Source organism: Streptomyces hilarionis, from assembly GCF_024539675.1.
GTDB lineage: Bacteria > Actinomycetota > Actinomycetes > Streptomycetales > Streptomycetaceae > Streptomyces > Streptomyces hilarionis.
On record NZ_JAHHIT010000018.1, the window covers coordinates 1 to 3,398 of the forward strand.

1 protein-coding gene is annotated in these 3,398 nt (G+C 77.0%); it reads left to right on the forward strand.

Annotated features, from left to right (window positions below; genetic code table 11):
- Nucleotides 1-31: 31 nt before the first annotated feature.
- Nucleotides 32-3,398: type I polyketide synthase (locus KMS84_RS04495; protein WP_256914704.1), on the forward strand; the 3,367-nt coding region annotated here is incomplete at its 3' end.

Sequence of the window (3,398 nt, forward strand, 5' to 3'; positions counted from 1 at the left end):
GGGGGGTTTGTCGTTGGAGGACGGGGCGCGGGTGGTCGCGGTGCGTTCGCGGCTGGTGGCGCGGAAGCTGTCGGGCAGGGGCGGCATGGTGTCGGTGGCGTTGCCGGTCGAACAGGTGGAGGAGCGGATCGTCCGGTTCGAGGGCCGGGTCGGGGTGGCGGCGGTGAACGGGCCGTCGTCGTCGGTGGTGTCGGGTGAGCCGGGGGCGTTGGACGATCTGCTGGCCGAGTGTGAGGCGGCGGGGGTGCGGGCGCGTCGCATCGCGGTGGACTATGCCTCGCATTCCGTCCAGGTGGACGCCCTCAACGAGGACCTCCTGACCGAACTGGCCGCCATTCGGCCGCAGTCGTCGTCGGTGGCCTTCCACTCGACTGTGACCGGTGAGCAGTTGGACACCGCGGGGCTCGACGCACGGTACTGGCTGCGGAACATGCGGGAGACCGTCGTCTTCGAGTCCGCCGTGCGGGCCACGCTCGACGAGGGGCACCGGACCCTGCTGGAGGTCAGCCCGCACCCGGTGGTCGTCATGGCGGTGCAGGAGATCATCGACGCGGCCGCCGTCTCGGCCCACGTGTCCGGGACCGTGCGGCGCGACGACGCGGGGACCGGGCGGCTGCTGACGTCGCTGGCGGAGGCCTTCGTGGCCGGCGCGCCCGTGGACTGGTCCCCGGTGTTCGAGGGCTCCGGGGCCCGGGCGGTGGACCTGCCCACCTACGCCTTCCAGCGACAGCGGTACTGGCTGCGCATGCCGGCGTCCGGGTCCGGCGACGTGACGTCCGCGGGGCTGCGCTCCCCCGGGCATCCGCTCCTCGGGGCCGCGGTGGAGCCCGCGGAGTCCGACGGGCTCGTCCTGACCGGCCGTCTCTCGCTGCGCGAGCAGCCGTGGCTGGCCGACCACCGGGTGATGGGGACGGTGCCCCTGCCGGGGACCGCGTTCGTGGAACTGGCCGTGGTCGCGGGGGATCTCGTCGAGTGCCCGCACCTCGAGGAACTGACCATGCAGACGCCGCTGACGCTGCCGTCGACCGGCGGCCTCGACCTCCAGCTCACCGTGGGCGCGCCGGACGACGAGGGGCGGCGCGAGCTCGGGTTCTTCGCGCGGACGGACGACGGGTACGCGTCGGCCGAGTGGGTCCGGCACGCCACGGGCGTCCTCGGCCCGGCCGCTCCGGCGCCGGAGGCGGCGCCGGACGTCTGGCCGCCCCGGGGCGCGGAGCGCGTCGACGTCGGCGACCTGTACGCGCGGGCGGCCGACGGACCGTTCGCCTACGGCCCGGCCTTCCAGGGGCTGCGGGCCGCCTGGACCCGTGACGGGGAGGCGTTCGCGGAGGTCGCGCTGCCGCGCGAACTCCAGGAGGACGCCGCCGACTTCCTGCTGCATCCCGCGCTGCTGGACGCCGCGCTGCACGCCGTGGGACTGGGCGCCCTGCCGGCCGGGGCGGGGCCGTTGCGCCCGTTCGCGTGGAACGCGGTGTCCGTGCACGCCACCGGAGCGACCGCCCTGCGGGTGACCCTCTCCCCCGCGGGCGAGAACGCGGTGTCGCTGCGTGCCGTGGACGGCACGGGCGCACCGGTCGTCTCGGTGGGCTCGCTGCTGCTGCGGCCCGTCGACCTCGCCGGGGGCGACGCGGGCACGACGGGGGCCGGGCGGGCCGCCGCGCACTCGCCGCTGCTGGCCATGGACTGGACGCCGGTGCCGCTGCCCGCCGTCGGACCGGCCCCGTGGGCCGTCGTCGGGGCGACGCCGGCCGGGGTGGACGCCGACAGCGGCGCGGTGAGCCGTCATCCGGACCCGGCGGCGCTGAGCGCGTCGGTCGCCGCGGGCGCCCCCGTGCCCGGGTTCGTCGTGCTCGCCCTGCCCGACGGCGATCCGGACGGGGCGGGGCTCGCGGCCGTCGCCCGGGAACGTGCCGCGCTGGTGCTGGACGCGGCGCGCCTGTGGGTGTCCGAGGAACTCGACGAACGGCTCGCCTCGGTGCCGCTGGTGGTGACCACGACGAACGCCGTGGGCGTCGCCGGGGACGACGGCGTGACCGGGCTGGGCTCTTCGCCGCTGTGGGGACTGGTGCGTTCGATCCAGTCGGAGAACCCCGGGCGGTTCGTCCTGCTGGACACCGACGGGAGCGCCGAGTCGGGGCGTGCGCTGCCGGCCGCCGTCGCGTCGGACGAGGCGGAGCTGGCCCTGCGCGGCGGGCTCGCGCTGACGCCCCGGCTGAACCGGCTGCCCGCCGCCGACGTCCCGGACACCGTGCCGGGCCGCGGCCTGGACGCGCTCGACCCGGCCGGCACGGTGCTGGTGACCGGGGCGACGGGCGGCCTGGGCGCCCTGGTCGCCGCCCGGCTGGCCGAGGTGCACGGCGTGCGGAGCCTCCTGCTGCTCAGCCGGCGCGGTCCGGACGCCGAGGGCGCGGCCGACCTCGTGAGCCGGCTGCGGGAGTCGGGCGCCGAGGTGACGCTCGTGGCCTGTGACGCGGCGGACCGCGCGGCGCTGGCCGCCGTGCTGGACGGCGTTCCGGCCGGGCGCCCGCTGACCGCGGTGGTGCACTGCGCGGGCACCGCCGAGAACGCCTTGCTGGCGTCGCTGGGGCCGGAGCTGGTCGACCGGGTGTTCCGCGCCAAGGTGGACGCCGCACTGCATCTGCACGAGCTGACGGCGGGGCTGGACCTGTCCGCCTTCGTGCTGTTCTCCTCGATCGCGGGCACGCTCGGCGGGACCGGACAGGGCAACTACGCGGCCGCGAACACCTTCCTGGACGCGCTGGCCCGGCACCGGCGCGCTCACGGCCTCGCGGCGACCTCGCTGGGCTGGGGGCTGTGGGCGGCCGAGCGGGGCATGGGCGGCGGCCTCACCGAGGCGGCCTCCGCGGGCACGCCGATGCGCGGGGTGTCCGCGCTGCCGACGGAGGAGGGGCTCGCTCTGTTCGACCTGGGCTGGCGCTGCGCCGAGCCCGTCGTGTACCCGGCCCGCCTCAACGGCGCGGCCCTGCGCGCGCAGGCCGCGGCCGGCACGCTGCCGCCGGTGCTGCGCGGCCTGTTCCGGGTCCCCGCCCGGCGTTCGGCGCGGGGCGAGGGGCAGGGCGCGGGGACGGAACTGCGCAGGCGGCTCGCGGAGATGGTTCCCGTGGAACGCCAGGAGACGGTGCTGGCCCTCGTCCGGGAGCGGATCGCCGCCGTGCTGGGGCACGCCTCGGCCGACCGGGTCGAGACCGACCGGCCGTTCCGCGATCTCGGCTTCACCTCGCTGACCGCCGTGGAGCTGCGCAACCGGCTCAACGCGGCCACCGGCCTGCGGCTGCCGGTCAGTCTCGTCTTCGACTATCCGACGCTCGGCGAACTCACCGCCCTGCTGGTCACGCGGCTGGCGCCGGAGGGGGCGGACGGGGCGGACGGCGGGGCGG